This window comes from Gemmata palustris, from assembly GCF_017939745.1.
GTDB lineage: Bacteria > Planctomycetota > Planctomycetia > Gemmatales > Gemmataceae > Gemmata > Gemmata palustris.
In genome coordinates this window covers 7,319,264-7,342,899 of the sequence record NZ_JAGKQQ010000001.1, presented here as the reverse complement: position 1 = coordinate 7,342,899, position 23,636 = coordinate 7,319,264, and the positions used below count along the sequence as shown (strand labels likewise).

Sequence of the window (23,636 nt, the reverse complement as noted above, 5' to 3'; positions counted from 1 at the left end):
AAACCGCGGGCGTTTTTCGTTTCGCGTTGTGAAACTTATGAGAGGGGTAGATCCGGGTGGTAATACAGTAACAGCAACAACTTGCGTCGTCAATGAGCATTATACTACTGGACAAGATGTCATGCGAAATTCCCCGAGAAATATTAGATCCGGCTTCATAAGTGTGGCACCGTGCCCACCTGACGGCCGTTCACCCGAGCAGTGCTTTCACGCGAGCATGTTCCGCTGCGAGCCGCCGCTTTTCCGCGGCCGGTGATTCGGGGAGCGCGGGCCGCTCCGGGTTGCAGTCCTTCACGAACTGCTCGTACCAGTCCGCCTGGATACACCACTGCCGCCCGACGCGGACCGCGGCGAGCTTGACCTTCCGATTGCCGACCGTGATCCCTTTCGTCACCCAGTTGTAAACGGTCATGCGTGCCTTGCCGATCCGCTTCGCCAGCGCGGGCAAAGTCTCGGCGCTGCTGTCGATCCCGATCATGTATTCGCTCCTCCGGGGATGTGAACGCGGTACGCCCGACGCGCGCCGCCGGGTGCGATCGTATACGAGCGTCGCGGGAGATGAAAGTGTGTGGTGGGCGCCCCAATGGGTTATGTCTCGCGGGGTTGCCGTAGGAAGAGATGTGCTCCTCGCAGTCCTTCGGTGACCCACACGACCCGCCCACACCGGCACTGGAACTCCCAAATCGTTGGGGCGGAATGCCCTTCCGCTGGAGTGATCCAGATATTGCAACGTTTGATGTCCTTGAAGCCGATCCACGTAAGCGACGCGGAGCACGCGGGACAGGATTGGGATGCAATAGAAGCCGCCAATCGCCGGAGATCTCTCGCATCCCTCCATCGGCCGAACATGGCAATCGCCACAAAGATTGCCACCCAATACAGGCAGACGAATCCGCATGTTTCCACGCACGCACTACTCCTTCCCCAGCACGAGATCGCCGACCCAGCACCCGCGGACGTGCGGCCCCGGTCCGCGGCAGTGATCGAGTACATCGGCGCTGTCACACCCGGCGTCTTGAAGTGCGTCGGCCAGGATCGGCATCGCGCTGAAGTCGCGGGACTCGTACATCTGCGCCGCCAGCGCCACCGCGGTCGAGGTGCGCCACGAGGGGGAGAACGTCACGGGACGGAAGGGGTTGCCAAAGATGTCGCGCAGTAGGGTCAGTCGGTAGGCTTTTTCCGCAGAACTGCCGACCCGTTGGGCCTGCCGTTTCGCCTCCTCAACCGTCATCGGCCCGATAGTGAAGCCTAGTTCCAAAAAATAGGGGTCTTGAACGCCCCCCTTACTCTCATCGAGTAGAAACGGCACGTGCATATGCACCACTCCCCCGGAGTGCGTTTCGGCCAGTTCGAGGGCCATTCGCGTTTGTTCGCTCAATTTGTTCCAGTCATGGGTGCGGAATTGCGCGCAGGTGAGTAATTGGAATTTCCTAACGCTACCCCGTTTCAGTTTGCTGAGAAGGTAATCTGCATTCTTGTGACTCAGCCATTCTGCTTCGGTCATCGGTCACCCCCTGGAACCAGCATGACCGATCCGGCGCCCGGTGCAAGTGCCAACGCAAACACCCGCCGATCGGCGGGTGTGGGGCGGTCGGGTTGTGGTGGAGATCAGCAGCGACCGCACGCGCGGACGTACTCCAACGCGGCCCGGCAAAAGGGAATCGTGAGATCGTCTTCGGCGTGCGAAACCATGTCTTCCCCTTCGGCATCTACCCGACGCATTTCCTTCTGCAGCTCGATCAACCGACAGAGGAAGTTGCCGAGCGTCAGCATGCGCTCATGTGCCTGATCCTTCACGCTCGTGACCGCCGGCGCGGTCGGCTTCTGCTTCGGGGCGGCCTTCTTCGGCGCCTTGTTCTTCGTCGTCGCGATCGCGGTAGTCGTGCTCATCGTCGTTCCTCGTAGTGGTGAATGTGCGTACCTTCGACGTGACGACCCCGCGCTGGGGTCGCCGGTTGGACTTCTGGTTGCGCGTGGGAATGGGCCGGTGCGTTCCGGCCCGGGTGGACTAAGCGACCTTCAACTCTCCCGCGTCGATTTCGGCCGCCACGGTCGCGACCAGTTCCACGGGCTTCGGCGTCGGCACGTTGACTGTGATCTTCACCATCCGCGATGCCTTGCCCGCCTGCCCAACAAGCTCGTCGGCCTCACGCGACACTTCGTAGTTGCCGTCCTCATCCACGATCACCCACACCTCGACCTCGACCTCGACCAGTTCCGCGTCCATCTGTCGGCCCTCACAGTGCGCGCAGTGGCCTGATTCCCCGCGGGTCGCGGGGAGCACGTTGCCAGAACAGCCAGCGCGATCATGGAAATCGTTACGACGTGAATAGTAGGAGAGTTTTCCTACTTAAGCAAACTCATTCTGGAAATTTCAAGAATCACCTGCCGCCCGCGAAGATTCCCGGTAGAGTTCTGTCGATATGCCTCGGAGCCACCCATGCAACGGGAAGCGGTAATGACAGGGGGATTTGCTGGCAGATTGAAGCGGCTTCGCAAACGGGCCGGCATGACTCAAGAGGCGCTTGCCCGCGCCGCCAATGTCAGCAACGCTACAGTCGCTAAGCTCGAACAGGGCTTGGGCGATCCGACGTGGAACACGGTTGTCGCCCTGGCGCGGGCGCTGGGTGTATCGGTTGCGGAGTTTGATGAAGGTGGCGAGGCGGAAGTGCCGGAGCAACCGGAGGCGCCACCAGAGAAGCCGACCACCAAGAGGCCGAAGGGCAAGAAGTGACGAGCCGCCACCCAGACCGTCTACAATCACCGGGCACCCGCCCCTTCACCGAGCGCCAATCCCGTGAGCCAGAATCAAGTACCCGAAGAGAATTACAGCCACCCGACCACCGGAGGCGGCCTGTTCCTCCGCGTCATCCTGATCGGCGCGGCCATCCTCGCGGTTGTCGTGGGAGGCGTCTGGTACGCCAGCCAGAAGTGAGCTGGGAATCGCCGAAGCGCACCGGCCCGCGAGAAGGCTGCTGGCTTTCCGTCGTCGTACTCGCGCTCCTCGCCGCCAGTGTCGCGGCCATCATCTTTGTTCTCAGTAAGTGAGCCGCTCACGCGCGAGCAGCCGGGGCGGGGTAAGCCGGTGCGCGAGTGGGCGACGCGCACCGACGAAGGCGGACTCCTTGACGCCGCCCCCGTTCCCGGCGCACCCTGAGCCGCTCGTGATCCCCAGTCCCACACCTCGCGATAGTTGCGCTGCTTCGTGTAGGTGTTAGCAACACGGGCGGGATCGGGCCGGAGGTGACACGAGCCTGTACCCGCGCGGGTACAGGCGGCTCCCCTTAGTATCAGCGGCGCGGGCTACCGGGTCGGAGGCCAAAGGTAATTGTGTTCCGCCAGAAGCACGCGCGCCTCGTGAACAATCGCGGTCGCCTCTTCTCCGGTCACTTCACCCAAGCCGCATTGCCGTGACCAATTCTCGGCGTACCGCAACAGATCCTCATGCGTCACGGGGTTCGGCCCAAGCAACAACTCTGCCGGCCGACCTCTGCCGCCGCCAACACCTTTTAACCCTCCTCTCGCAGTAGTGATCCAGTTCAGGAACGCCGTCGCTCGATCTTCCACGTTTCCATCCTCCTGGGAGTGAGGCGCCCGAAATGAGCGTCCCTACCCTTATGCGCCGAATCCGGAGGGTGCGGGCGCGCGGAAATTCGATGTATCAGGCTCGGAGATTGGAGGTTGCAACTATTTCGGGAAAATGGAATTTTGTCTTGCCTCGGTAGCCGTGGCCCCTCCCTGCGCGCCCACGGCGTGAACGGGCGCCCACGCGGAATGTGGCCACGAAGTGCGATCGGGCCGTATACGCGATCCTGTGCGATCTGGCGGGGTGTTTGATCGAATCAAAGCTGACACTGCGATTCGGGTGCTCTCTCGATTCTGCCATCCGCAGGGCATGGGAGCCAACATTGGGGCAGGCTGGCGGCCGAACCCCCCGTTTCACACGGCGGTTAGAACGTCAGTGGTAGAGCGATCGATCGGCGATTGTGCTACTGTTCGGAATGCGTTATTCGCTGTATTTGGTTGAATCGCAAAATTGGTGTTGCTAGACTCACCATCCCCGTGCGAACACGGTGCCTGACTGAAAGTGGGTGCTCTGGTTGCAGTTGCGCTTTTCGCAAGCCGACTGTAAACTACAGCATTAGCGATTCTCAGCAGCTCTCTCTGGGTGCAATTATGCGGAAGAAACTCACAGCCGGACAAATCGATGAAGCGTTCCTGAAGATGGGGCTTGCTACGTCTGAGGAGCGAGCCTACTTTGTGGATCTTTCCACCCTTGGGTCATTTCCCGCCCGCGGGAAACGCAGCCCCAGCACTAAACCGCCAGCGCGGTTAGTTGCACAAATTGGCGGCGATCAGGAGCTAACCAGCGATGCCCGACTGGAACCAAGTCCTAAATGAACTGAGATCTAACGGGAGCAATTTCGACGTTATCCGCCGCAAATATTTGCGGCGGCTGCACAAGCTGACAAAGCGCAACGTCATCATCTATTACTCCGGGTGGCTGCAGAAGCGTGGCGTTGACGGCATGGAAGTGAACGATGCCGACAAAAACGGGCTCATGACAGTTGTTCATCAATTGGATAGAAAGAAGGGGCTCGATCTCCTCCTCCATACCCCTGGCGGCGATGCCGCCGCAACTGAGTCTCTCGTTCAATATCTTCGATCAATGTTCGGATCAGACATTCGCGCGATCATACCTCAACTCGCCATGTCCGCAGGAACGATGATTGCCTGCGCGTGCAAGTCGATTGTCATGGGCAAACAATCCAGTCTTGGGCCGATCGACCCTCAATTTGGCGGCATCCCCGCACACGGAGTAGTAGAGGAGTTTCGCCGCGCCTGCCAAGAAATTGCAGCCGATAGGAACATGATTCCGATCTGGCAGCCAATTATTGCAAAGTATCATCCAACATTTATTGGCGAGTGTGAAAAGGCTATTGAATGGTCACAAGAGATGGTCGCAGATTGGCTAACCAGCGGAATGTTTGCAGGGGAAGATCCAGTCGCGACCAAGGGACTCGTCGATAGGATTGTTACGGACCTTAGCGATCACGCCACTTCCAAATCTCACTCGCGTCACCTTTCAGCAGAAAAGTGTCGCGATATTGGACTGAAAATCGTGGACTTAGAGAGCGATCAACCACTGCAGGAGGCCGTACTTTCGGTTCACCACGCCTGCATTCACACACTGAGTGGCAGCGCGGCGTATAAGATCATCGAAAACCACACCGGGAAAGCGATGATAATTGCCCAGCAGCAAGTCTTTGTTCAGGCTTCACCATCCGACACGAACTGACTCACCTTCCTTCGGCGCCGCTGGCAGCAGCCCGGCGAGCAGAACCGGTTCTTGCGCTTCCCCCCACTGAACCCGGCCCCGCACCCCTCGCAGGTGAGCGCGGAACGCTCGCCCCGGCGCCGGTCCGAGTCCCGCTTGTGCCCGGCCGCCCATCGGCACGCGGAGCCGCAGTACGTCGGGAGGGGACCGCGGACGGGAACCCGAGCGATCGGCCCCGCGCAGTGGGCACACGCGCGATTCTCGACAGAACGAACCATTCGATCCCCCCCTCCCATGCCTTCGGATACGTGCGGGAGTTTTTTGAGCAGGGCCACACGGTCTTCCGGGCCTTGGGTCAGAGAAAAACACCCACTACCCCCTACCCAGCGTCAGATTGTCGCCCGCTTGAGCATTGGTCCATCCGATTGCGCTTGATGACTTCGGTGAGGATGGAGGTGGCCACCGCGGGTTCGAGGTCCGCCGCCTCGGTGGGGCTGAACATCTCGGTGCCGGCCGCGTCAACGACACTCGCCGCGATGAGCCGGCAGAAATACTGCACGGGGTCATGTGGGTTGTTGCGGCGGAACATCAGAAGCGCGGCGAGACGTTCGGCGGTGAAGGTGCGAAGGTGGATCGTGACGCCAGTAACGCGGAAGGGCGCGATCACCGGCACGTCGGGCGCGCCCGTCTCGGACATCAGTTCGCGAACAGCCGCGAGGACGATCGGGCCGGAGGGTCGACTAGTCATTACGTCACCACCTTCAGTTGTTGCGCGCCCTTCATGATGTCGATCAACTGCCGGATGTCGCGCTTCTGCTCTTTGAGCACCTTCAGCACTTCGCGCTGGATCTGAACCGGGTTGTCACCGATCGACCCGCCCGCGATCGCGTTGCTGGCGCGGAAATTCGCCACCTGCGAGTACGCTTCCAGCGAGTTACCCAGCGCCGCCCCGGAGACGTAAGGGCCGCCGGATTCCAACTTCGTGTCCTTGACGCCGTTCGCGATACTGGACGCGATGTTGAACGTGTTCAGGAGCGATTCCGTACTGTCTTGGAGCTTCTCGACTTCCTTGATTTGTCGCTCCGCGAACTTGGCGATTCGCAGGTCGTATAGCTGAATCTGGTTCGCCGTCATGCCCCAGGTGTCGGATTGCTTCTTGAGCGCCGCCGTGATCTCTTTGATCTTCTCCGAGTCCCCGCCACCCACGAACCCGGCGGCCCCGCCCACAGCGTTGGCGACGGACTCAAAGCCCTCCGTCGTCTTCGTCAACTTATCCGCGGCAATCGTGAACTGGCGAATCTGCCGCTCACTGAACCCGTCCGCGATCAGGTCCAACATCTTCGCCTGTTCCGCGGTCTTCCCGAGCGCGGCGGCCTGCCGCTCGAACGCCTCGCTCAGTCGATCGACCTCACCCTCTTTCGCAACGTCCTTGTCCGGGTCGATGATGTTGTCGCGCGCCTTCGTCAATTCCGCGCGCAGTTCGATGGCCTTCTGAAGCCGCGCGTCGGCCGCCTTGAAGTTGGCCTCGAACGGGGCTTGGTAGGTTTCGAGGCTTTGCGCGAACCACGCCAGGACGAGCTGTGAGCCCTCCGCCATCCGTTCCAGGCCCGTCTTGCTGGCTTTGACGCCGCTGTTGATGAGCGTCACGTCGCGCTGAAACTCTGCCAGATGCTTCGCAGTTTCGGCCGCACCTATTTCGGGATCGAGCGCCCGCAATTGCCGATCGATCTCCGTCGCCCGGCTGGTCGGCGTCGCGGACATGGCTTCGAGGCGCGCCGCGTTCGCTTCGGTGCGACGGTCCATCATTTTGGCGAACCGGTCGCCTAACTCGATCGACCGTTCGAGCGCCTTGTTAAGCTGATCGCCCCGCGTGACCGCGTTCCCGAGCGCGCCCGCGAGCGTGGAGCCGACCGTCGCAATGGCGCCGACGAACCCCAGCCCGAGCAGGTTGGGAATCTTGTTGATCTTCTCCAGCGATTCGCCGACACCGTTGATGTTCTTGCCGGTGCGCTGCGCCCAACTTTCGGTATCCTTTTCGGCCTTCTTCAAACCGGTCAACAGCGCATCCGCGTTCGCCGTCAAGACCACTGCACCGGTTCCGATCGTGTTTGAGCCGGCCATTTGCTATCTCGTAGTTCGACGTGAAGGGAACCGCGCCGACGAGTGCCGGCGCGGGAGGAGTGAGTTAGACGCCGCTCATGAACGGACAGGAGGCTCGCACCTCTTCGCGGGTGAGCCAGCCGTCGCGCACGAGGTGGAGAACCACGGTGTTGTGCCAGGGGTCGAGTAGTTCGGACGTGAAGGTGCCGCCGGGTTGAGCGAACCCCGCAGCCCGGAGCCGGTTGATTGCGTCCTGCTCCGCAGCTTTGCAGCGCATCAGTTCCAGAAGCGCCAGTGCCGATGCGCGGGCCGCCGGCCTGAATTCCGCATCTGCGGCCCGCGAGGACAGCTCCCGACGCGCCCGTTCCCGCGCGTCGATGAGAGCTTTGTTCGCCAGTTCTTCAGCCCCGGTGAGCCGGCGCAACTTGACGCGGAGCGCTTCCAGATTCGTGATGGCGTCGTCCGGCTTGCCCGCGGCGAGAAGTTGCACCGCAAGGCGCTCGATGTCACGGGCACTGGCACCGGCCTTTAGCCCCAACTCGGCTTCCGCGGCCGTGATCTCCGCTGCCACGGAAGCCCGTTGCTCCGCGAGTCGCACCACACCCGCCCGCGCCTGAATGACCCCTTCGATTTCCTCAATGCTTGGCAGCCCCGGCACCGACAACCCCACGGTCGCGGCCACGGTGCGCGGCGCGATCACGATGTCAGCGCCGTCATCCGCAAATGCGTCGCTGTCATCGCCATCGTCGTCACCGATCGGGGCAATCGGTTCCGCCTTCCGCACGGTCGGGCGCACCCGTTGGCGCGGAGCGGGTTCGGGCGCTTCGAGTTGCTGCTGGATGGTCCGTTCGATCAGGGCGATATCTGATTGCGCTTCGGAGGTCACGATTTCGGCTCCATCGGTTCAAAGAAGTCCGGCCCGCACAGCGCGGGCGCGGGGTTTGGGCGATCAGCAGAAACAGCCTTCAATCTCGCATTCGCCGCAGAATGAGCAGATCATTTCCGGTTCCGCGGACCTCGCCGGGCGGCGCCCGGCAAACCGCAAGGTCTGCGCGATCGACTCGCGTTGCGCCTCGCCCGTTAGCGCCCGGCACTCGGCGGACAACCGTTCCATCTCAAGGGTGAGCGCCGACTTGCTGCCCGCCGGCGCCGCGCGCCCCGATTTAAACAGCGAACGCGCCACGGTCGCCGCCACCTCGCGTTCACCCGACGCACGAGCGCTGAGGTATGCCAGCTCACCTTCGTCCCGAACCGTCCGGGGATCTCCCACATGCTGAAACATTGAACACCTTTGAGTTAACGGACCTGAACAGCTCGCCCGCCGCGCTCGACTGTCCCGCCCGTGTGCGAGTCCAGCCACTGCAACACGACCGCGCGAGACCACCGAGCGAGTGCGCCCAGCTTCGCCGGAGCGGGAAATTCGCCACGGCGAACCAGCGCCCGGACGTGAGAGCCACTACACCGCAACAGCGCGCCCACGCCATCGGCGTCGAGCGATTCGCCCGCGTCCGCCGGGGCGCCGTTTGAAACTCGTTCGGTGGTTTGCATGATCCGCCCTCGCGTCGTGTGCCGTTGCGTGCCGCCCTGACACCAACCCGTGTCTCGCGCGACCGCGTTTTGTCAGATCGCCGAAAACGAAAAAGCCGCGGATCGCCCGCGGCCTCTCGTGTCGCCCGTGCTCCTGCCCGCACTCACCCCGCGCTCAACCGCTTTTCGCCCGCGCGACGTGGCGCCCTCTCCCGCCCGCCCGCGATCCGTTCGGCCGCTTTGTGCAGCAACACGTGAATGATACTATGGCCCTTGCCAGTCAGTAGAGCAATTTCCCTGATTGTGAAACCGTCTTCAGTATAAAGTCGCACGATAAATGCCGTGTCCGTGTCGAGGTCTTCAATTAGCACAGGGTTTGCCGGCTTCGTCACTCGCGCGCGATCGGCTACGGCGCCAAGTTCAACCATCTGCGGCCTGTTCTCCTTCTTGAGCTTTTCGCGGTGCGATTGCCGCCGCAGCCACGTCCGCACGGCCCGCGAACAGAACGCGGGGAACGTCGCGAGGCATCGGCAATTTGCGCGTGCCCACAAGGTCGCGCTCGTCGCGGCATCAATCAACTCCTCGCTGATGTCCGGCCGCTTTCGGCCCCAGCCTTCCGCGACTCGCATTGCCGCCAAATACGCGCGCTCGAACAGGTCATCCGGCACCGCGACAACTGGCGCCTTCTCTTCGGCTTCACTTTGCTGATCGATCATTCGACCTCGCGATGGTGGGTAGTTCGATGATGTGCCAGTCGCCGCGCCCGTGGATCAGCAGCACGGCTTCGAGGTGCGTGTTCGCGGTGGCGACAGTTTTCCAGCGACCGCGGCCCGGACGGAACCGCACGACGTACATGGGCGAGTCCCCGGGCGTGGAAGTTTTCAAGACGGCTCTGGAGAGGAGAGAAAGAGGGAGCCGGCTCACTGTGAATGAACCGGCTCTCGTCGTCGCTTAAACCGAAGCGACAGGCAGCGACGGCTGTGGTTTCGGCTTCTTTCTCTTCTTCTTCTTTGCCACCTCCTTCTCATCCTTCAGTCGCTGCTGGTACTCAGCCTCTAAGTTGGTGAACTCCTTGTGTCTCCGATCAACCTCCTCATCAAAATTAAACCACTCGTCATTTGCCATAAGATCGTTGTTGAAGTAAGTCAGAAGGCCTAGAGCCTTCTGTATCTTTAATCCTTCGTAATAGCTTGGTGGCACGGTCGCTCCCGCGAATTCGTTCATGCGATCGCGCGGGATGCTAGTGAGGTCGGCCAAGCCCTCTAATGTGCCACCAAACACAACCGTAGCCCTGAGCTTGGCTTTTCTCATTTGGTCAACGCAGCCTGCTCGCGCAATGTACAAAGGCACGTAGTTGTGTGTTGCAAGTTCCTGAATAGCTTCCGCGAACGCCTTAAGCCACTCCGGTGCAGACTGGGAGATCGGAATCGCAGGCGGATCGTTGGCCGCAACCGAGTCCTCGACTGCCGCAACCTGTGGCGCGATCATCACGGGTGCCGCTTGAGGCACTACCACATCCGGCTTCACGACCGGCCCCACTTGCGGTTGCTTCACCGTGTACTTCTTCCCGTCCCGCCCTTCTCTTTTCTGTGCGACTGGTTCAGGCAGGTGAGGAGATTCCTCACCTGCCTGAGCTGGGGTATCACACTCCACCCGACGGACGGACGCGACCGTCTTGTTGTCCACCCCCACCTCTGCGGCAATTGACCGGTCGGACCGGTTGGGGTTCTCTCTCACCTTGTACGCGATGACGGCGCGCTTCTGTTCTCGCGTGAGGTGCCGCCGATCCAGGTTCAACACGTCGGAGTGAACGGCGGCCTCATTCGCGGTGCCGACGAACACCTTCACCTTCGGTTCGATGCCCAGGTCTACGCACGCCCGGTAGCGGTTGCGCCCGTCGAGAATCTTGCCCTCGAATAGCTCGATCTCGACCTTCTGGCCGTTCGCCCCCAAGCTGTCTTTGAATGTCTCGTACTCTTCCCCGCTGAGAAGTGGGTAGCGTTCCGCGATCGGGTGGAACTCGTAGTGCGTGACCTTCACGGTCGTCGTCGCGTCGTCGTTGCTCATGGTGCCCTCGAAGTTGTTGATGCCCACGGTCAGGAAGTTCAGGAAGTTCAGGAAGTTGAACAAAAACCCTTGAGAAGTAAGTAAATTCAACTTCCTGATGACAAGTATTTGAATTCAGGAAGTTGATCCGGTTCAGGAAGTTGAAGGGGTCTACTTCCTGAATTTCAGTAAGTTGAATACTTAATTAAGTGTTATCAGGAAGTTGAATATCCTTGTTTTTCAGGCACTTCAGGTCTACTTCCTGAACTTCCTGAACTTCCTGAAGGGAATGCCTCCCGCAACAGCCACAGGTCCGTTCCGCCGGTCCCCCAGTACCACGTCCCCGCACACCTGCCGCTCTTGCTCGCGGTCAGCCCTGCGAGATCCTTCGCCTTGTAGATCGAGTCGCGCCCGAACCCGGCGGCCTTGCCCGCCGTGAACACGACCGACGACGGGTAAGCGACGTGTTCCTCGTTGAAGACCGACACGAGCCATTCGGCCGCCTGCTCCGGGGTCTTCTGGCGCGGCCGCGTGCTGGTACTCGCCACCGCGTTCGGATCGGCCCGAACGTCCTGCTCCCACTCCTGGCGGAACAGTTGGGCCGCCAGCTTCACGACCTCTTCGGCGTCGAGGTCGGGCCACTCCGCAAGAAGGAGCCGGCCCGCTTCATCAGGTGCGAGTTGTCGAAGGCGGTAGGCGAACCCCAGGGCGCCCGGCGGCAGGATGTTCGCCTTGATCGGGAGCATGAGCTTCCGGTCCGCGTCGTCCGGGTCGGGCACGATCATGTAGACGTAGCGCACGCCGTTGACGTAGCCGACCGACCCGCCCACGCGCTGCACCGCCGTCGCCCCGGCCGACTTGTTGAGGTGCTTCACGAGCAGTACCGCGGCCCCCGTGCGGTTCGCGGCCTCGGACAGCGGTCCCAGGAGGGACCGCAGTTCCGAGTCACTGTTATCGTCCACACCGGCGCGACCGATGTACGCGCCGGCCGGGTCGATCACGACGAGCTTGATGTCCTTGTCGCGGGTGAGCAGGCGTTCCAGTTCCGCGAAGTGCGCGAGGTTGAAGTCGAGGAGGCCGCCGTCGGTCTTCCCGATCCCCTTCACCCTCAACACGCGGGACAGGTCCGCCCCGAGCGCGGCCAATCGCGGCACCACGGTACACTGCCAGTCGTCCTCGCAGCAGATGAGCAGCGCCTTGCCGCTCACCGCGTTCGGGTAGGTCATCCCGAACGCGCACCGGCCGCGCGTAACGGCCGCAGCCAGTTCCAACGTCGTGACGCTCTTGCCGTGCCCGCCATCACCCGCGAGGAGGCCCACCATACCGGCGGGGATGCGCCCGGGGACGAGCCAGCGAACCGCCCGCGGGCGGACGCCCGCAAGGGATTCGACCAGCATCTCGCCGGCGTGAAGGACGGGCGCGTCCGCACGAATTTTCTGCTCTGCCCGATCAAGGGCACCGCCGGGGCGAGCCATTAACGCGCCCCCTTTCCGGTCGTGAGCTTGACCACGATAGCGGCCATCTCATCGACATCACACCCGCGGGCGCGGACCTGCTCCACGAGAACCAAAAACTCTGCGCGAGAGACGGGGGCTACATCATCGCGCCGGTCGTGAAACTGTCGCCCCGGTTTGGTCGGATACCATCCCGTCGGAGCGACCGCGCCGAACGCCGCAGGCGTAGCCCCGCCGTGCCCAGAAAGCAGCGCGAGCGGGTTGTGGTTGTTGATGCCGCTGGTGCCGGCGTTGAGATCGTCCGGCCACTTATCGAGGTGTTCGCGGAGCTTCGCCTTCACCGCTTCCGGCGTATCTTTCTCGATCTGTTGTTCCGATGGGAAATTGACATTCCCATCGGGATAATCTATAAATAGGTCCATCCCAGCCTTTCTTCGTGCGGTGCTGGTTACACTGCACGAGTGTCGAGGTTGTGGTAGTCTGAGTTGTTAGTCCGCCGCCGTTCGATCACTGCACCCACAGCCCAGAGCTGTGGGTGTGCTCGTTTTCACGAGGCGCTTGTCGTGGTCGTCGCTGTGTCGAGGCCGAACAGTCGATCGATTTGAGATTTGGGCCACGCGCTGCGCTTGCCGATGCGCACCGGCTTCGGGAGTACGTTGTTGCGAAGGGCCTCTTGCACCCAGGTCCGCGAGCGCCCTGCGATCTTCATCAGATCCGGTACGTAGTAGACCAACTTCGTCGCGCCCATTGATTCCCCCTTGGTGGTTGAGCTGTGCTGGGTTCACGAGCACTTGTCCCGCGATCCGCGCGGATGTCCTGCATTCCAGCTAGGAGTGTGAAATCGCGTTCATTACTGAACAGGACCGGAGATAACGGGCAGAAAAAACAAAAACAAGGACACCGCTTATCACGTGGTTTGGTATGGACTTGCGCAGCGAGGGTGGCCGAATCCCAAATCGCCCATTCTGATGATCTCCGAAGTGATTCGAGATGGACGTGAACGAAAAAACGCCGCGGAGAGATCCGCGGCGTTGAGGTGGTTGTGGTACTTCGAGAGGACTACCCCATCGCGCGGGCGATCTCGATCTTCGCGCGCATCTGGGGGTCCATGTGAACGTAAAAGGCCTCGGCTACGGCCCTGGTGTCACCGATGGCCGCCGCCGCGTAGTCGAGACTGCGGAACTTCTCCGCGACCTCCGTGGCGAGCGCGTGCCGGAGTTGGTGGGGTGTCCACCGGCACTTGGCCTTCACGCTGGCGCGAATGATGGCTTGGCTGTAATCCTCCGGGCCTTCGCCGAAGATCGGCCCGGCCGGGTTGCCTTCGAGGTACGGCGCCAGCAGCGAGACCGCCTTCGGCCCCAGGTAGTACGTCTGCGCTTTGCCGCGGTGCCGATTCTTATTGGCCTTCCCCACGCGGTAGATCCACACGTCCGTAGTGCGCTCCAAGTCTCCCGCTTCGAGCGCACACACTTCGCCCGGCCGCATACCCGTCAACCGTTGCAGGCGGATCATCGTCACGAGCTTCGCCCGGCGCTTCGCGTCCGTGGGCGCGAGGTGCGGGAGCGTGGCTTCAATCTGCGCATCGGTCGCGGGCCGCTTCTTGGCGCGGTCCGGCGCCGCCGATCGACCAGCCTTGAGCTTCTCGACCAGCTTCAGCGCACCATGAACCGTGGGCGGAACGAGCGATTGGCCCGCACCCCACGCGAACATTCTTACGATGCGGCCAACATAAGCGTTTACCGAGGCGCGCACGCCGCCACGGTCGATAAAGAGCTGACGACAGGTTCGGAGCGCCGCCGGGTCGAAGTCCACCGCGAGGCGATTTTCCCCGCTCTCGATCAGCAGACGTGCGGCCGCGGTACACGTCCTGACCTCGCTCGTCGGCTTGCCGTCCTTTGTGTAGTAGTCGCGGACGTGCGACAGCCATTTTTCCGCGAGCGCAGCGACCGAGATCCCGCCAGCCGATTTCATTCCAGACTCGGTAGCCGCGTCGTACTTTCCCGCGGTCCAGTCCTGCGCGAACCTCCGATACGCGGTGTTCGCCTCCGTAGTCCCGTGTTTGCCGAAGTACCTTTCGTTGACCTTGCCCAACATCTTCCAGCGCGAGTACGCGCGCCCGGACGGGTGCCGCTTGAACTTCGGCACCGGCCGCGGGACATTCACCGGATGCCGCCCGCCGAACCGGGACTTCTTGCGCACGGGCACCGTCGCCGCTTCCTCGACACTTTTGCCACAAGTGACGATCCGGGTGCGCAGGGTTGCTACGCCGATCCCGGTGCGCTTCGACAGTTCCGCAAGCGTGATCTTCTCGCCGCGAAATTCCACGATCTTGGCTTTCCCCTGCGACATTTTCGCCTCACTTCCAAAGGAAGGACTATCCACACCTCCCGGATGTAACCGCCACGAAGATAAGAATCAAATCGCCTGAATTTCAGGCGATTTGACACCCACCCTCAATAGTGAACTTTCATTCAGTTTCGCGTTGTGGAACGGTTCCCGTTTGAGATCCGCGTCGCGGGTGAACGAACCGCGCTGCGAGATCGCGGGGCGGCTCGTTATCAGAACTCCGACCGTTCGAGGCACGATCGGCGCAACCCGTTGCCGTACCGCAATCGGCTCCCGCTCCCGTTTCGTAAGTGGACCGAGTGTATAGGCTTTCGCGTTTCCCGCTGCTACAACACCAAATATTCCCCTACTCCGCCCCGGGACCGTTCCACCCATGTCCGCTTCCGCACCCTCCGCTTCCGATCCGTGGTTCCAAACGCTGTTCGCCGACCGCATCGGCGGGGCCAACTACGGCAAGGGCACCGACGTCTACAAGTTCGAGAAGATCAAGCGCGCCAAGCGGAAGGCGCTCGCCGATCACCCCGAGCGCAAGCTGCTCGACTTCGGCATCGGCGAAAACGACGACATGGCCGACGCGACCGTGCGCGACGCGCTCACGCGCGAGGCCAACAAGGTCGAGAACCGCGGGTACGCGGACAACGGCATCCAGAACTACAAGGACGCCGCCGCGGAGTTCATGCAGCGGCAGTTCGGCGTGGCGCTCGACCCGGTGAACGAGGTGTGCCACTGTATCGGCAGTAAGCCCGCCTACGCGATGCTCCCCGCGGTGTTCATCAACCCGGGCGACGCGACGCTCATGACCGTGCCCGGCTACCCGGTCGCCGGCACCTGGACGCGCTACCTAGGTGGCGAGGTGGTGCGACTGCCGCTGCTGGAAAAGAACGGGTTCTTCCCGGACCTCGACGGCATCCCCGACGACGTGAAGAAGCGGGCGAAGCTCCTCGTCATCAACTACCCGAACTCGCCGACCGGCGCGGTCGCGACGCGCGACTTCTACAAGCGCGTCATCGAGTTCGCCCACAAGCACCAGATCGTGATCGTGCAGGATGCAGCGCACATCCTCCTGAGCTACAAGTCCGAGCCGCTCAGCTTCCTCCAGGTCGAGGGCGCGAAGGAGGTCGGCGTCGAGGTCCACTCGATGTCGAAGGGCTTCAACATGATCGGCTGGCGCCTCGGCTTCGTGTGCGGGCACCCGAAGATCGTGCAGGCTTATGCCGACGTGAAGGACAACAGCGACAGCGGGCAGTTCATGGCGGTCCAGCACGCGGCCGCGCACGCACTGCGCACGCCCGAGATCCCCGTACAGATCCGGGCGAAGTACAAGCGCCGGCTCGAAAAGCTGGTCGCGGCGCTGAAGCAGGTGGGGTTCAAGTGCGAGATGCCGGGGGGCACGTACTTCCTCTACGCGAGCGCGCCCAAGTCGGCCGGCGACCTCGCGTTCGCTAGCGCCGAGGCCGCGTCGCAGTACCTGATTCACGACCAGTCCGTGTGCTGCGTGCCGTGGGACGACGCGGGTGCGTACCTGCGGTTCTCGGTGACGTACATTGCGAACAGCGAGGCCGAAGAGGACGCGCTGATGGCCGAAACCGTCGCACGGCTCAAAGGCATGAACCTGAAGTTCTGAGCCGGGGCATTCACGCGAATTTCATTCGCGCATTGCCCGAAGCTCCTATCTCAATCCGGGAACCACCCCGCTTCCCGGAGCCGCCCGTGCCCGACGAAATTGCCCGGCTCCGCCGCTGGCAGGCCGTTACGGTCGTCACACTGTTCACCGGCTACGCGGGCTACTACGTGTGCCGGTCGAACCTGTCGGTCGCGTCGCCCCTGCTGCTCGAAGAGTACGGACCGGCCGGACTCACGAAAGCACACATCGGCGACGTCGCGTCCGTGGGCGTGCTGTTCTACGCGATCGGCAAAGCGCTCAACGGGGTCATTGCCGAGTACCTCGGTGGCCGGCGCATCTTCTTGCTCGGCATGTTCGCATCAGTCGCGTGTACGGTTTTGTTCGCGCTCGCGCCGTTGGGCGCGGGACCGCTCGCGGGCGTCGCGAGCAGCTTCGGCTTTCCGGTCGCGGTGCTGCTGCCGTTCCTCGTGGTGTGGGCCGCGAACCGGTTCGTGCAGTCGATGGGGTGGGGCGGGCTGGTACAGATCACGTCGCGCTGGTTCACCGCGGGCCGCATGGCGACCGTGATGGGCGTGCTGACGATGAGTTACCTGCTCGGCGACGCGCTCGCGCGCCTCTACCTCGGCGGGATCGTGGAAGCCGGGTTCGGGTGGCGCGGGGTGTTCTTCGCGTCCGCGGCGACGCTCGGCGCGATCGGCTGCATCAGCTTCTTCACACTCAAGAACCGCCCCTCGGTGGTCGGGCTGCCGGACCCGCCGCCGCCGCCGGGTAACGTCTACGGGGCCGATGCGGGGCACGAAAAAATTTCGCTCCGGGGGCTGCTCGGGCCGCTGTTTTCGAGCTTCACGTTCTGGCTCGTGTGCCTGATGAACGTGGGGCTGACGCTCATCCGCGAAACGTTCAACTTGTGGAACCCGACGTACCTGAAGGAAGTGGTGAAGCTGGACGCGGGCACGGCGGGGATGGCGAGCCTCGTGTTCCCGCTCATTGGTGCGGTAGCGGCTCTGTTCGCCGGGTGGCTCGTGGACCGGCTCAACGGGCGCTACGGCCTGGTCGTCGTGTCGTCGCTCGCGGGGCTGATCGTTGTACTCGGCGTGTTCGCGTGGGCACCGCTCGAGGGCCAGACGTGGGCCGCGCTCGCGCTGATCGGTGCGGTGGCCCTGTTCCTGCTCGCGCCGTACACGTTCTGCTCCGGCGTGCTCGCAGTAAAACTCGGCGGGCAGCGCGGCGGATCGACCGCGGCCGGCATCATCGACACGGCCGGGTACCTCGGCGCGACGCTCGCCGGGTCCGGTGTCGGGCGCATTGCCCAACATTACGGTTGGGGAACGGCGTTCGGCGCGCTCGCGGGTGTGGCCACGCTGACGATGCTCGTCGCCACGGTGTACGCGCTCCGCACACCGTCCGATGCACCTCCTGCAGAACCTGAAGACGATGGCAATTACTCCTGAGATCCGCGCCGCGGTCTTCGACGGTCCCGGTGCGCCGTTCCGCGTGGAGCCGACTTCGCGCCCGACACTGAGCCTGGGCGAAGCTCTGGTCCGCGTGTCGCTGTGTACCGTGTGTGGGAGCGACCTGCACACGTTCCTCGGGCGCCGGAAAGAAAAGACGCCCTGTGTGCTCGGGCACGAACCGGTCGGCGTTGTCGAAGAGGTGGCCGGCGACGTTCGCGATGTGGGCGGCGAACCGGTCCGCGTGGGTGACCGCGTGGTGTGGGCCGTGGCGGTGTCGTGTGGCGCGTGCTTCTTTTGCACGCGGGGGTTACCCCAAAAGTGCGAATCGCTCCGCAAGTACGGGCACGAGGCGATCACACCGCAATGCGGTCCGGTCGGCGGGCTGTCCACGCACTGTCACTTGCTCTGCGGCACCGCGATTGTGAAAGTGCCCGCGGAACTGCCCGATGTGGTCGCGGCGCCCGCCGGGTGTGCCACGGCTACCGTTGCGGCAGCGCTGCGAGCGGGGGGAGTGGTAGAACCTACCCCCCCAGCCCCCTTCCCTGAGAAGGAAGGGGGAGCAGAACCATCTTCTGCTTTAAGCCCCTCTCCGTTTAGGGGAGGGGTTGGGGAGGGGTTGCCTCCGAAGCCTTCCTCTATCGTCGTCTTCGGCTTGGGGATGCTCGGGCTGACGGCGTGTGCGTGGGCCGATGCGCTGGGGATGACCGCGATCGCGTGCGACGTGAGCGACGGCCGACTGGCGCAAGCGGCGCGGTTCGGGGCGCGGCACCTCGCGAAGCCGGATGCGCTCGCGGATTTCGTGAAGTCACTCACACAGGGGCGCGGCGCGGACCTCGCGCTTGAATTAAGCGGGGCGCCCGACGCCTCGCGCGCGGCCCTCGACGTGCTCCGCATCGGCGGAACGGCGGTGTGGGTCGGCGCGGTGTTCCCCACCGCGCCGGTTTCCATCGAGCCGGAAACGGTGGTTCGCCGGTGCCTCACCGTGACCGGCGTTCACAACTACACTCCGCGCGATCTCGCGTCCGCGGTCGAGTTCCTCGCGGCGAACCACACGCGGTTCCCGTTCGCGGAACTGGTATCGAAGTCATTTCCCCTGGCCGAAGTGAACGAGGCGTTCCGGTTCGCAGAGGCCGAGCGGCCGGTGCGCGTCGCCGTGGCGTGTGACTGACGGCGTATCTTCGTCGGGGGGCGCAATCACTGCCGCGAGAAGGGCTCGTTCATCAGTGCTTCGCATGGGCCACTCAGGGCTGGGCTTCGCCTTCTGCAGTTCCCTTCGGCTTCACCACGTCCCAGAACAACTCGCGGCCCGCGGCGAAGACCTCGCTGGCGCGGAAGTCGAACACCTGGGCCGTTTCGCCCGACTCCAGACCGATCGAATCGAGGGTCACGTAGAACAGGCCGTTGAGGTAGCCGATTCGGGCGTCGGTGATTTTGGATTTGGGCTGAGAGGGCCGCATCTGGAAGCGGAACTCCTCCACGCCATCGAGCCGCAAGCGGAGCTTCACGTGACGCGGGTCTTTGCCCAGGTCCGTGATCGCCTCGCGCACGCGCGTGTGGAACTCAACGGCCACGACACGCGCGCCCTTGTGAACCACCTTCACCGCGCGGAGCCGGCCGCCGATGAACCGGTAGGCGCGCAGGAACTTCGCGACTTCGTGGAGCTGCAGGCGGTTCATTTCAGACATGGAATCACTCACACCAGCGAATCGAACACGCGGACCCCGGCCCAGTTCGGCTTGTTCTCGTCGATGAACTTGTTGTGCGTCGCGTCGTCCTGGTACGCATCGTGGGCCGCTTTGTCCACGAACACCAGGTGCAGCCCGACGTGCCAGTCGCGGTCGTTCACGTCGCGATCGAGTTCCGCGCACAGCGGGCCGGCCGCGAAGAACACGATACCGGGTTGCACGTTCAGGTACTTCTTGCACGCATCGACCAGTTCCTGAACCTTCGCCGGCGCAGCGTCCTTCAGTTTGAAGAACACGTTGTGGGCCAGTCGGGGAGAGGACATTGCGGTGGGCCTCGCGGTTCGCGGTGGGTTTCAGCAGGCGCGCGCCCGCTCCATCACATCGTAGTAGGGCGTCGCGCGGTCGTCGTCCCGTTGCGCCCGCGCGTCGTGCCCTCCGCCGCGATCAGAAGCACTCCATTCATCATAAACCCGCGTGCGGGCACACCGCCGAGCGTAATTCGGCCCGGGCGTGTTTTTCATCTACTCAGATTGAGCCGCGAATGGCACCGAATCACCGGACCGGGCGCCCGGTTTATGGTCGCTACCCGTGCCAAGCCGTCCGCGGAACCGCAGCCGTACCAGCGGCCACGAGAGGCTCGTGGTAGTATGGACCCGGACCTGTCACATTCGTGGTTCCGAGCACTGTCATGCGATTGATCGAAGCGGACCTGGGCGAAGTGCGCGCGGTGGCCGTATCGCCCGATGGCCGGTTCGTCGCCGCGGCCGGAAACAAGTCCTTTGGGGTGTTCCACTGGGCCACGGGCGAACCGGTACCCGGCACACAGGGACTCGGAAAGTCCGAACAGATTGCGTTCGCGCCGGGCGCCCAATGGACGGCGCGCGCTACCTTCGGTCGGCTCTGGCTCGACGGAATCGCGGCCCCCGTTTCGCTTCCGCCGAATCCGGCCGTTCGGTTTACGGGCGGTGTCGCCGTGTCGCCGGACGGCAAAGTATTGGTCGCGACCAGTGTCCGCAATTCCTCCGAACAGGCAAAGTTGGAGCGGTGGGCACTACCCGCCTTGCGGTCGATCACCGGGGTTGATTTTTGGTCGCCGTTCAGCCGGCTCGCGTTCAGCCCGGACGGTGAGTTTCTGGCCGGTATCTGGAGCAGTGGTTTTGAACTACGATTCGCCGTTTCGGGCGGTTTGGACTACCGCCACCGGATGCCCCGAGACTACAGATTCACCGCACCCGGCTTCGTCTCATTTGACCGCGACAGCGGCACCTGTGTGTTCGGGTGGGACGGCGAGTTTCACGCCCTCGACATTTCGACGGGCACGAGCAAACCGGGCCGGAGGGTTGAGGCGCTGTTCCGCGACGCGGCGTTTGCTCCTTCCGCCGATCGGTTCGTAACTGTCGGGGACGACGGGCGCCTGAAGCTCTGGAACCCGCAATCGTGGGAGGTCACGCGCGAGTACGACTGGGGGTGCGGACCGCTAACGTGTCTCGCGTTCACCGCCGACGGCTCAGCCGGCGTGTGCGGCACCGCCGACGGGCGCCTCGTGCAGTTCGACGTGGACGAATGAAGCGCACGGTGCGGCGCTCTACTTGTCGCTCGCGCGACCGTACCACGCGACCAGGCGCGGCAAGTCGCCGCGGTTCGCGATCAGCCGGAGCGCGAACTTCTGGCGAACCGAGCCGAGGAGCGGGTTGAAACCGAAGTTATCGTCCACCATCCGCACCGCTTGGGTTACGGCCGCGTCGGGCGTTTTACCCCCCGCAACGAGCACGCGCGCGAGCCACATCGCGGCCGGGAACGTGAGCGCCAGCGACTCCAAGCCCTCCCACACGCTCAGCCCGAAGTTCGGCGCGCCGCAGAACTGGAGCGATTCGATCTTCATCCGGTGCCAGCGTGAAAGCAGCGCGACGGTGGTGTCACTCAGCGCGCCGAGCGGGACTTCGCCCGCTGCGAACGTGGCCGAGTCCGGTAGAACCGCGTGGACCTTCGGAACGCGCCCGCGTGCGCTCGCGAACTTCACCGCAGACATGAAGCGGCTCACCGGGCCGCGCTGGGCGGTCCCCTTCTCGGCGCCGTGGTCCTTGCGCGCGAACACGGCCACGAGTTGCCGGAACACCGTGCGCCCGGCCCACCCGGGCCGCTTCACTTCAGTAGCCGCTTTCGGCTCCTCGTCGTCGGCCGCGAGCCCGAGCACGTGGAGCATCTCGCTGAGTTTTCCGCCCGTGACGGCCTTCTTGGGATCACCGCCACCATCGAACGTCGCTTTGCGCAGCATCATGATGATGGAGAGTATCTTGCGCCACCGGCGCTCGAACGGATCGACTTCGTTCGTGAGCAGCTTCGAGAACGCGGTCGCGATCCGGGCCACGTCGCCCCACGAAACGACCTGCGTTCCTTGCAGGGGTGGCGGCGGTGCTTCGAGCGCGGCCTTTGATGTGGTGCTCTCAAAGAACGCCGCGTACTCGCGCGCGTCACCGAGTTGGGCGCTGAGCGCGCGGCCCTTGTTCTCCGCCGCCGACGGGCACGCGAGCCGCAACCCGAGGTTCCAATGGTCCCCCGCCGGCACGAGCAAAAACGGGTAGATGCGGCACGCGAGCGGCTTCGCGGCGGAGCCGAACTTGCCGTGAATGCGACACAGGTTGTCCGCGCCCAAGAACACGCACCCGCCGTCGGCCCGGTGGTTCAGGTAGAACTCGCCGCCGCGCTTCACGAAGAACGGGACGCCCTGAAACTCCGGTAGCGATTCCCAGCCCTGCCCCTCGATGCGCCGGCGCTCTTCGGCGGTCGCGGGCACCGCATACGACCGGCAGCAGTCGCCACACGAGTGACAATCCCAGTTCTGCAACACGGGTAGCGAGCGGACTTGCATCGGGAGTTTTCAGGGTTCAGTGTTAGACAGGGAACCGTCGCGCTAGGTTGAACCGAGCGCTCGGTCCTATTTCCGCGGAAGGGGCTCAAATGAACCAAAAAATCGCTCGGCCGGGTCGTCGCTGGCTACCAATTCTGGCCCTTCAGCAGACAAGTAATAAACGCGCCCCTCAATGATGAAGACCTGCACAATGCGGACGGTTCCGCCCGTGCCCCCCAACTCGAACATCCACTGGCGCCCGTTCGAGTCCGGGGCCAGAGGGTGGGCGATCGACCTTCCCCCCTCGACCAATTTTCCGCCCCGATCCTTGAGTTCCCGATCGACCCGGACGAACCACATCCCCTCGCGAATCCGCCCGAGCCACCCGTCGGCCGAATCTCCCACATTCGGATTCGCCGGCCCCGCACCGAAGTAGTATTCGTAGGCCGGCCCTTCCTGTCCTTTGGGCTCGTATCGCGCCCGCCGAACCTCCGACATTCGAGCCAAGCCCGGCAACGGTTGTGTTTCCCTGTCCACCACAGCCGGAAACGGCATTCGGACGTGCCAGCCCTTGTCTTCGGTCCTCACCCAGTGCCACTCGGGGGTCACGCTGAAGAACTTCTGAACGCGGTCCATCAGGTCTTTTTTCAGGAAAAACAAGCCGGACGCGCTGAGGTACGACAGCCCCACGAGCATCAACACGCCCTTGATACGGGTCGCGGCCGTCCAGTCGATGGTGTAGACCACACCCAAACACAGCGCGGATGCCGCAATCGCCAGAGACACCGGCACCGCGAGTGAGAGAGAGGCTTCTTTTCCCGTGACGAGCGGTCCCACGAACCACAGCAGCGGGATGCCGAACGGCATCAGTGCGAAACCGACGAGCACCGACACCGGCAGCCCGGCCACGGGTCGCGAGTGCGGATCGTGCTCCGGGTCCGGCACCTCGATCGCGAGCACGGGCGCCGATCCCGGAGCCGGCGCCACAAGTTCTTCGCGCGTGAGCTCGGGCCGGAGCCGGCGCGGGGGGGCAATGGGAATGGCCGCGGACGGTCGGGGCGGCGATCGAACCGGCACTTCGGGCGCAGGTCTGGGTTTGGAGTTAGCGCGCACGGGCGAATTGTGCGCGCGCGACGGCAGCGGCGCCGCGGGCGCGTCTTCCTCGGCCACGAACGGGGACTGACAGCGCGGGCACCCGACCATCTGACCGATCGCGTCGACCGGAACGCGGGACGCGCCCCGACACGCCGGGCACCGAACTACCAACGACATTC

At 63.4% G+C, this 23,636-nt stretch carries 27 protein-coding genes; 7 read left to right on the top strand and 20 right to left on the bottom strand.

All coding sequences use genetic code 11. The features are described from left to right. Window positions 1–190: 190 nt before the first annotated feature. The 4 genes from J8F10_RS30485 to J8F10_RS30470 all read right to left on the bottom strand — a co-directional run bounded on the left by J8F10_RS30485 (window position 191) and on the right by J8F10_RS30470 (window position 2,227). Window positions 191–478, bottom strand: coding sequence for a hypothetical protein (locus J8F10_RS30485; RefSeq protein WP_210660301.1), 288 nt, complete (start codon window positions 476–478; stop codon window positions 191–193). A 435-nt stretch (window positions 479–913) separates the two neighbouring features. Next, entirely contained in the window at window positions 914–1,315 is a 402-nt protein-coding gene (locus J8F10_RS39395) for a hypothetical protein (RefSeq protein WP_246523664.1), read from the bottom strand. A gap of 293 nt (window positions 1,316–1,608) precedes the next feature. Next, window positions 1,609–1,890 carry a hypothetical protein gene (locus tag J8F10_RS30475; RefSeq protein ID WP_210660300.1) on the bottom strand — a complete coding sequence of 94 codons (282 nt, stop codon included), beginning with the start codon at window positions 1,888–1,890 and terminating at the stop codon, window positions 1,609–1,611. A gap of 118 nt (window positions 1,891–2,008) precedes the next feature. Further along, on the bottom strand, window positions 2,009–2,227 hold the full coding sequence (locus tag J8F10_RS30470; RefSeq protein ID WP_210660299.1) for a hypothetical protein: 219 nt from the start codon (window positions 2,225–2,227) through the stop codon (window positions 2,009–2,011). A gap of 213 nt (window positions 2,228–2,440) precedes the next feature. Between J8F10_RS30470 and J8F10_RS30465 the strand changes: the two genes are divergently transcribed. From J8F10_RS30465 to J8F10_RS30455, 3 genes are all read left to right on the top strand, one after another. Beyond that, a complete protein-coding gene (locus tag J8F10_RS30465; protein ID WP_210660298.1) occupies window positions 2,441–2,734 on the top strand; it encodes a helix-turn-helix domain-containing protein in 294 nt (97 codons plus the stop codon). A 63-nt stretch (window positions 2,735–2,797) separates the two neighbouring features. Beyond that, window positions 2,798–2,935 (top strand): hypothetical protein, encoded by a 138-nt coding sequence (locus tag J8F10_RS30460; protein ID WP_210660297.1) that lies wholly within the window; start codon window positions 2,798–2,800, stop codon window positions 2,933–2,935. A gap of 1,437 nt (window positions 2,936–4,372) precedes the next feature. Beyond that, the gene (locus tag J8F10_RS30455) at window positions 4,373–5,299 is read left to right on the top strand and encodes an SDH family Clp fold serine proteinase (protein WP_210660295.1); all 927 of its coding nucleotides are present in this window, start codon (window positions 4,373–4,375) and stop codon (window positions 5,297–5,299) included. Here J8F10_RS30455 and J8F10_RS30450 read toward each other — a convergent pair. From J8F10_RS30450 to J8F10_RS30395, 12 genes are all read right to left on the bottom strand, one after another. Then, on the bottom strand, window positions 5,272–5,556 hold the full coding sequence (locus tag J8F10_RS30450) for a hypothetical protein (protein ID WP_210660293.1): 285 nt from the start codon (window positions 5,554–5,556) through the stop codon (window positions 5,272–5,274). The two genes, J8F10_RS30455 and J8F10_RS30450, sit on opposite strands and share 28 nt — an antisense overlap. Before the next feature lie 101 nt (window positions 5,557–5,657). After that, a complete protein-coding gene (locus J8F10_RS30445) occupies window positions 5,658–6,026 on the bottom strand; it encodes a hypothetical protein (protein WP_210660291.1) in 369 nt (122 codons plus the stop codon). Next, window positions 6,026–7,399, bottom strand: a complete 1,374-nt coding sequence (locus tag J8F10_RS30440; protein ID WP_210660289.1) for a hypothetical protein — start codon at window positions 7,397–7,399, stop codon at window positions 6,026–6,028. Before J8F10_RS30440 ends, J8F10_RS30445 begins: the two co-directional genes overlap by 1 nt. A gap of 64 nt (window positions 7,400–7,463) precedes the next feature. Then, window positions 7,464–8,264 (bottom strand): hypothetical protein, encoded by an 801-nt coding sequence (locus tag J8F10_RS30435; RefSeq protein ID WP_210660287.1) that lies wholly within the window; start codon window positions 8,262–8,264, stop codon window positions 7,464–7,466. 63 nt (window positions 8,265–8,327) lie between these two features. Then, window positions 8,328–8,660: a hypothetical protein gene (locus J8F10_RS30430; RefSeq protein WP_210660285.1), complete on the bottom strand. Its 333-nt coding sequence runs from the start codon at window positions 8,658–8,660 to the stop codon at window positions 8,328–8,330. 409 nt (window positions 8,661–9,069) lie between these two features. Next, complete coding sequence (locus J8F10_RS30425) at window positions 9,070–9,621, bottom strand: hypothetical protein (protein WP_210660283.1); 552 nt, start codon at window positions 9,619–9,621, stop codon at window positions 9,070–9,072. Continuing rightward, the gene (locus J8F10_RS30420; protein WP_210660282.1) at window positions 9,602–9,790 is read right to left on the bottom strand and encodes a hypothetical protein; all 189 of its coding nucleotides are present in this window, start codon (window positions 9,788–9,790) and stop codon (window positions 9,602–9,604) included. The genes J8F10_RS30425 and J8F10_RS30420 overlap by 20 nt, the downstream gene beginning before the upstream one ends. 66 nt (window positions 9,791–9,856) lie before the next feature. Then, a complete protein-coding gene (locus tag J8F10_RS30415) occupies window positions 9,857–11,035 on the bottom strand; it encodes a ParB/RepB/Spo0J family partition protein (RefSeq protein ID WP_210660281.1) in 1,179 nt (392 codons plus the stop codon). 131 nt (window positions 11,036–11,166) lie between these two features. After that, a complete protein-coding gene (locus J8F10_RS30410; RefSeq protein ID WP_210660280.1) occupies window positions 11,167–12,426 on the bottom strand; it encodes an AAA family ATPase in 1,260 nt (419 codons plus the stop codon). Further along, window positions 12,426–12,827 carry a hypothetical protein gene (locus tag J8F10_RS30405; RefSeq protein WP_210660279.1) on the bottom strand — a complete coding sequence of 134 codons (402 nt, stop codon included), beginning with the start codon at window positions 12,825–12,827 and terminating at the stop codon, window positions 12,426–12,428. Before J8F10_RS30405 ends, J8F10_RS30410 begins: the two co-directional genes overlap by 1 nt. A gap of 125 nt (window positions 12,828–12,952) precedes the next feature. Then, on the bottom strand, window positions 12,953–13,153 hold the full coding sequence (locus J8F10_RS30400) for a helix-turn-helix transcriptional regulator (RefSeq protein WP_210660278.1): 201 nt from the start codon (window positions 13,151–13,153) through the stop codon (window positions 12,953–12,955). A 311-nt stretch (window positions 13,154–13,464) separates the two neighbouring features. Continuing rightward, on the bottom strand, window positions 13,465–14,754 hold the full coding sequence (locus tag J8F10_RS30395) for a tyrosine-type recombinase/integrase (protein ID WP_210660277.1): 1,290 nt from the start codon (window positions 14,752–14,754) through the stop codon (window positions 13,465–13,467). A 370-nt stretch (window positions 14,755–15,124) separates the two neighbouring features. Between J8F10_RS30395 and J8F10_RS30390 the strand changes: the two genes are divergently transcribed. The 3 genes from J8F10_RS30390 to J8F10_RS30380 all read left to right on the top strand — a co-directional run bounded on the left by J8F10_RS30390 (window position 15,125) and on the right by J8F10_RS30380 (window position 18,997). Continuing rightward, window positions 15,125–16,375: an LL-diaminopimelate aminotransferase gene (locus tag J8F10_RS30390; protein WP_210660276.1), complete on the top strand. Its 1,251-nt coding sequence runs from the start codon at window positions 15,125–15,127 to the stop codon at window positions 16,373–16,375. An 86-nt stretch (window positions 16,376–16,461) separates the two neighbouring features. After that, window positions 16,462–17,826, top strand: a complete 1,365-nt coding sequence (locus J8F10_RS30385) for an MFS transporter (protein WP_210660274.1) — start codon at window positions 16,462–16,464, stop codon at window positions 17,824–17,826. Further along, a complete protein-coding gene (locus J8F10_RS30380; protein ID WP_210660272.1) occupies window positions 17,810–18,997 on the top strand; it encodes a zinc-binding dehydrogenase in 1,188 nt (395 codons plus the stop codon). Before J8F10_RS30385 ends, J8F10_RS30380 begins: the two co-directional genes overlap by 17 nt. Before the next feature lie 73 nt (window positions 18,998–19,070). Here the strand turns inward: J8F10_RS30380 and J8F10_RS30375 are convergent, their stop codons facing one another. Both J8F10_RS30375 and J8F10_RS30370 read right to left on the bottom strand, forming a co-directional pair. After that, complete coding sequence (locus J8F10_RS30375; protein ID WP_210660270.1) at window positions 19,071–19,514, bottom strand: hypothetical protein; 444 nt, start codon at window positions 19,512–19,514, stop codon at window positions 19,071–19,073. An 8-nt stretch (window positions 19,515–19,522) separates the two neighbouring features. Beyond that, window positions 19,523–19,837, bottom strand: coding sequence for a Dabb family protein (locus J8F10_RS30370; protein ID WP_210660268.1), 315 nt, complete (start codon window positions 19,835–19,837; stop codon window positions 19,523–19,525). A gap of 365 nt (window positions 19,838–20,202) precedes the next feature. Between J8F10_RS30370 and J8F10_RS30365 the strand changes: the two genes are divergently transcribed. Next, window positions 20,203–21,081, top strand: a complete 879-nt coding sequence (locus J8F10_RS30365) for a WD40 repeat domain-containing protein (protein ID WP_210660265.1) — start codon at window positions 20,203–20,205, stop codon at window positions 21,079–21,081. Window positions 21,082–21,099: 18 nt separating this feature from the next. On the opposite strand, the gene J8F10_RS30360 is transcribed toward J8F10_RS30365, so the two are convergent. Both J8F10_RS30360 and J8F10_RS30355 read right to left on the bottom strand, forming a co-directional pair. Next, complete coding sequence (locus J8F10_RS30360) at window positions 21,100–22,383, bottom strand: YkgJ family cysteine cluster protein (protein WP_210660264.1); 1,284 nt, start codon at window positions 22,381–22,383, stop codon at window positions 21,100–21,102. 66 nt (window positions 22,384–22,449) lie between these two features. Further along, the gene (locus J8F10_RS30355) at window positions 22,450–23,634 is read right to left on the bottom strand and encodes a hypothetical protein (protein WP_210660263.1); all 1,185 of its coding nucleotides are present in this window, start codon (window positions 23,632–23,634) and stop codon (window positions 22,450–22,452) included. Between the last annotated feature and the right edge of the window lie 2 nt (window positions 23,635–23,636).